Here is a 4,882-nt window from a genome sequence, read left to right on the forward strand (position 1 = left end):
ATGCGCCAGCGCTTCCAGCCGCGGCAATCCCAAAAAGCCGCACGTGCCCTTGATGGTGTGGACCAGGCGGAAGATGTTATCCAGGATCTTGGCGTTGTTCGGCTCCTGCTCGAACTTCACCAGCTGATTGTCGACGGTGTCCAGGCTCTCGCTGGTCTCCGTCAAAAACTCCCGCAACAGATCATCCATGAAAACAGGCCTTCATACAGGGAGGGCACGCACGACGAGTCATGCGCCATTCAGAATGGGGCCAGCTTCACCGCAAAGCGTTTAATATTGGTTGAGTATGTGCAAAAGAACGGAGCCAACAAAGAGATAAGGCGCTCCGGACAAGCCGAAGCGCCTCGTAAAGATTCGATTAATCGTCCGAGAAAGACGCCGCGTTTACGAAGCGGTAACCGTGATGGCTTCGCCTTCCGGCGCCAGCGTCACGGTGAGCCCGCAGGCCTGCGCAAGGAGCCGCGTATAATAAGGCTGGATCGCGTGCGCATCCGCGGCAGGCCCGCGCTCGCCGCTCAGGAGCTCGGCGATGTTCTGCGGCAGGCGCGCATTATGTCCGGTGGCGGTGACGCGGAAGCTCATGGTCTCGCCGTCTCCGATCGGATCGACCTTGAGCAGGCCGCCGCGCGGAATCGTGTGCTGGGCGACGACCAGCATATTGAGCAGCAGCTTGACGCGATTCTTCGGCAGCAGCAGCCGCGGCAAATTCCAGGTGATCGTGCACTTGCCGTCCTCGATGTGGCCGCGCGCCATGGTCTGGGCGTCGCCGAGGTCGATCTGCGCACCGGTGGAGCCGGCCGCGCCGAAGGCGAGACGGCAGAACTGGAGGCGGGCGGAGGCGGTCTTGGCGCTCTTGCGAATCAGGTCGAGCGCGAACTCGCGGTCCTCGGGCTTGGGATCGTCGTCGAGCACTTCAAGCCCGTTGACGATGGCGCCTACAGGGCTGATGAGATCATGACAGACCCGCGAGCACAGCAGCGCTGCGAGTTCGAGCATATCGGGAGCAGTAGCGGTACCGGGTGACGAGGTGCCAGACATAAAGGGGTCCTGGAGGGTTCCTGGAATTGCACGGCGCGGACGCGGCGAATCACGCATGCTTGACGAATGGCGGCGGTTCTAACATTCGCAAGCCGGTCGCAGCTAGCTTGCGATAGGCTCGAAGCGGCCATAAGCCCAAGCCGAAGCCAAGTGGAAGCAGCGACGAATCGATGGCGAATCGACCGCGAATCAACCGAGAGAGGCGAGATTTGCCGATGAATGAGGCATGCAGGTGAGGATCATCGACGGCGAAGCCGCCTCCCGCTTGATGGAGCCGCTCACAGCGCTGGTGGTGAAGGCGGGCGAAGCCATCCTCGCGGTGAACCGGGCGGCGATGCGGATCGACGGCAAGCAGGACGGCTCGCCGGTCACTGAGGCCGACCTCGCCGCCGACCGCATCATCGCGGACGGCCTGGTCCAGCTTGCGGGGGACGTGCCGACGCTTTCCGAGGAGCGGACCCAGCTCGCCTGCCCGCCGTTTCGCGACAGCTTCTTCCTGATCGATCCCCTCGACGGCACCAAGGAGTTCGTCGCCGGCCGTGACGAGTTCACCGTCAACCTCGCCCTCGTGACCCGTGGCGTGCCGCTGCTCGGCATCGTCAGTGCGCCGGCGCTCGGGCTGCTGTGGCGCGGCATCGTCGGCCACGGCGCCGAGCGCGTGACGTTTGACGGCGCTACCATCGGGGCCGCCGAACCGATCCATACCCGCACGTTGCCGAAACCGGGCGAGCCCTGGATCGCGGCGGTGAGCCGCTCGCATGGCGATCCCAGGAGTGACGCATTCATCGAGGCCCGGCCGAATGCGGTGCGAAGGACGGTCGGCTCGGCCGTGAAGTTCGGCCGGATCGCGGAGGGCAGCGCCGACATCTATCCCCGCTTCGGGCCGACGTGCGAATGGGACGTCGGAGCGGGCTGCGCGGTCGTAACCGCGGCCGGCGGCACGGTGACCGACGGCAACGGTGGCGAGCTCCGATTCGGCGAACGGCGCGATACCGGCTTCATCATCCCGGACTTCATCGCCTGGGGCGACCGACGGGCGGCAAGGCTCTGAGCTGGTAAGCCTCTGAGGTGGCAAGGCCCTACTGACTGAGCTTGTCCTGGAGCGCGGGCCAGYGCTTGCCCACCTCGTAGAGGAAGCGCTCCGGATCGGCGGCGAAGGCGTCGCGATTGGCTTCCCGGCTGAACAGGTAAAGCCGCTGCGCCGCGATCACGAAGAAACGGGGATTGCCGGCAATCGCGATGCCGCGGGCGATGTCGGCCGGATCATAGCCGCCGTACTGTGGGCCATAGATTTCGGGATGAGCCAGGAAGGAGGCGCGGTTGCCCTCGTTCCGGAAGCGCCAGACCGCCCCCCAGAGGTTGGCCTCGAACTCCGCGGTGCCGAGCGCGGCGCCACCGTCGACGAAATAGGCCACGGGATCGAACCCCTCGATGGCCACGCCGCTGAAGCGGTTGACGACGATCCGCTCGGTGGTGGCGGCCTCGGCCGGCACCCCGGCGCAGGCGATCCAAATGCCCGCCAGCAGGCAGACCAGATGCCCGATCAAGGCAATTCCGGGGCGCAAAGGGCTATCTTCCTGCCGTTGTGCCGTCATAGTTGCTGCGGATAACATCCGAGTCGAGGGGACATTCGGCGCAACCTAGAGCCGTGCCTGTTGGCGTCAGGTTAAGGAAGCGACCGGATTCGATACCAGGGGTTCTTTTATGACTTTCGCATCACGCCTTGCCGCAGTCGCGCTTGCCGCGATGGTCGGGTGGATCGTGCCGGCCTCCGCCCAGCAGCCGCCGCCGCCCAACCTGCCGCCGCCGCAGCGGAGCCCGTCGCCCAGCACCTATGGGCCCGACGAACTCGTGACCGCCGGCCACCGCTTCTTCGGCAACGTCTCGCGCGGGCTCGCCTCGATCATCGAGAAGGCGGTCAGCCAATGGGGCCTGCCGAACGGCTACATCCTGGGCGAGGAAGGCTCCGGCGCCTTCGTCGCCGGCCTGCGCTATGGCGAAGGCACGCTCTACACCAAGAACGCCGGCGACCTGCGCGTCTACTGGCAGGGCCCCTCGCTCGGCTTCGACTGGGGCGGCGACGGCGCGCGCACCATGACGCTGGTCTATAACCTGCCCGCCACCAACGCGATCTATCAGCGCTTCGCCGGCCTCGACGGCTCGGCCTATATCATCGGCGGCTTCGGCATGACGGCGCTCACCGCCAACAACATCGTGCTGGTGCCGATCCGCTCGGGGCTCGGCCTGCGGCTGGGAGCCAATATCGGCTACCTCAAATACACCCCGCGCGCGACCTGGAACCCGTTCTAGGGCTCCCCCTCTCCTCCCGCGACAGATCAAGGTTAACAACAGGCCGGGGCTGGCTTTTAGCCGCCCCGCCATGGCATTGTCGTTGGTAAATTTTTCCTTAGCCTTGGGAGTTCTGGACCATGGTCGAACCGATCATGTACCTGGCGATCRGTTTCCTGCTCTCGATGCTGTGCGGGCTCGCCATCGTGCCGCTGGTGCATAACCGCGCGGTACGCCTGACCACGCGCCGGCTCGAGGCCGCCACGCCGCTGTCGATGGCGGAGATCCAGGCCGACAAGGACCAGCTCCGCGCCGAATTCGCCATGTCGGCGCGGCGGCTCGAGATGAGCGTCGACCAGCTCAAGAACAAGACCACGAGCCAGCTCGCCGAGCTCGGCAAGAAGAGCGACGCCATCAACCGCATGAAGATCGAGCTCGGCGAGAAGAACGCCACGATCTTTGCGCTGGAGGCCCGCGAGAAGGCGGTGAAGGAGCAGCTCCGCGCCACCGAAGAGGAATTCAACGCCAAGACCACATCCTTGCGCGAGGCCGAGATTGCGCTGAGCGACAAGCAGGGCGAGCTCGCCAAAATCAATTCCGAGCTCTCCGACCGTTCGATGATGGCCGAGAGCCGCCAGGTCGAGCTCGTCGCGGTGCGCGCGCAGATCGAGGAACTCAAGAATCGCGTCGGCGATGCCGAGAAGGAATTTACCGCCACGCAGGCGCGACTGGCGCAGGAACGCTCGGAATCGGAGACCGCCTCGCGTGAGCTCGGGGATGCCCGTGGCCGTGTCGAAAATCTGAGCCAGCGCGTCAACGAGCTCGATCGTCAGCTCAYCGTGCAGGTCAAGGAGGCCGAAATGCTCTCGGGCCGCGTCGCCGACCTCGAAGCGCGCCTCGCCACGCAAGGCAAGCTGCTCGCCGAGCGCGACTATGAGAACAACCAGCTCCGCCAGACCAATGAGGGCTCCGAGCGCACCATCAAGGAGCTGCGCGTCGAGATCGCCGCGTTGAGCGGCGGCAAATCCTCGGCCGCGGTCGAAACACTGCGCTCCGAAAAGGCCGCGCTGGAGGAGCAGCTCAAGACCGCTCGCGACGAGCGCGCCAAGCTCCAGCGCGACATCAACGCGATCCAGCAGCAGGCGGAGAGCTCCTGGGCGACCGAGCGCATGGAAAACGCGCTGCTGCGCGAACGCATCAACGACATCGCGGCCGAGGTGGCAAAACTCGCGATGCAGCTCGAAGGCCCGAATTCGCCGATCGAGGCGCTGCTTGCAGCCGAGGCGGGCCAGCCTCCGAAGCCGGTGCCGCGCCCGGCCAATGGCACTGCTGCCAATGGCGCGGCTGCGGCGACCCTGCCCGAAGGCGGCGGAACGCTCGCCGAGCGCATCCGCGCGCTCCAGGCCCACGCCTCCCGCGCCCGCCAGCAGGGCGCGTGAGTGGGCCAAAAACCCGGTTTCCGTTGCGAATTGCGTGATCTGCGCAAGGTTTTCGGGCCGGTTTTTAGCTCTTGGCCCGTCTGAAAACTTGACACCTTTGGCCCGCACTTCTAAAT

The 4,882-nt window shown here is 65.5% G+C and carries 6 protein-coding genes; 3 read left to right on the top strand and 3 right to left on the bottom strand.

The features are described 5' to 3' along the window. The coding region (locus ACXJL8_RS34075) for an Hpt domain-containing protein (protein WP_209967823.1) at positions 1 to 189 on the bottom strand (189 nt) is incomplete at its 3' end. Between the two features lie 195 nt (positions 190 to 384). After that, on the bottom strand, positions 385 to 1,038 hold the full coding sequence (chpT, locus tag ACXJL8_RS34080) for a histidine phosphotransferase ChpT (protein ID WP_456623864.1): 654 nt from the start codon (positions 1,036 to 1,038) through the stop codon (positions 385 to 387). Between the two features lie 226 nt (positions 1,039 to 1,264). Between chpT and ACXJL8_RS34085 the strand changes: the two genes are divergently transcribed. After that, entirely contained in the window at positions 1,265 to 2,089 is an 825-nt protein-coding gene (locus ACXJL8_RS34085; RefSeq protein ID WP_456623863.1) for a 3'(2'),5'-bisphosphate nucleotidase CysQ family protein, read from the top strand. 28 nt (positions 2,090 to 2,117) lie between these two features. Here ACXJL8_RS34085 and ACXJL8_RS34090 read toward each other — a convergent pair whose 3' ends face one another. Beyond that, on the bottom strand, positions 2,118 to 2,603 hold the full coding sequence (locus ACXJL8_RS34090; protein WP_456686374.1) for a YHS domain-containing (seleno)protein: 486 nt from the start codon (positions 2,601 to 2,603) through the stop codon (positions 2,118 to 2,120). 139 nt (positions 2,604 to 2,742) lie between these two features. Between ACXJL8_RS34090 and ACXJL8_RS34095 the strand changes: the two genes are divergently transcribed. Together ACXJL8_RS34095 and ACXJL8_RS34100 are read left to right on the top strand one after the other, a co-directional pair. After that, entirely contained in the window at positions 2,743 to 3,348 is a 606-nt protein-coding gene (locus tag ACXJL8_RS34095; RefSeq protein WP_456623861.1) for a DUF1134 domain-containing protein, read from the top strand. A gap of 119 nt (positions 3,349 to 3,467) precedes the next feature. After that, on the top strand, positions 3,468 to 4,766 hold the full coding sequence (locus ACXJL8_RS34100) for a hypothetical protein (protein WP_456686375.1): 1,299 nt from the start codon (positions 3,468 to 3,470) through the stop codon (positions 4,764 to 4,766). The last annotated feature ends 116 nt before the right edge of the window (positions 4,767 to 4,882 follow it).

The organism is Bradyrhizobium sp. P5_C11_2 (genome assembly GCF_054049755.1).